This is a genomic window from Lysinibacillus sp. RU7 (assembly GCF_057837305.1).
The window spans coordinates 1-259 of the sequence record NZ_JBYQFK010000178.1; the positions used below are offsets into that span (position 1 = coordinate 1).

General features: G+C 64.9%; 1 protein-coding gene. It reads right to left on the bottom strand.

Going from position 1 to position 259, the window contains the following annotated elements; genetic code table 11:
• Positions 1-221: GTP-binding protein (locus AC3II9_RS22000; RefSeq protein ID WP_489158849.1), on the bottom strand; the 221-nt coding region annotated here is incomplete at its 3' end.
• Positions 222-259: the final 38 nt, after the last annotated feature.

Sequence of the window (259 nt, forward strand, 5' to 3'; positions counted from 1 at the left end):
CGGAACAGCAGCGGATCGCCGATATCGAAGAAGTTCAGCTCCTGCGTTCGCCCCGGCGTGACCGAGGTGCGCGCCAGCGTCTTGCGCCCGGTCAGCGCATTGATGAGCGACGATTTGCCCACGTTGGAGCGACCGGCAAAAGCGACTTCGGGCACCAGCGGATCGGGCAGGAACTGAAGCGCGGGGGCTGACTTCAGAAACTCGATCCGGCCGGCGAAGATCTTTCGCGCGGTCTCGATCTCCTCGGCGGAGCGGCTTG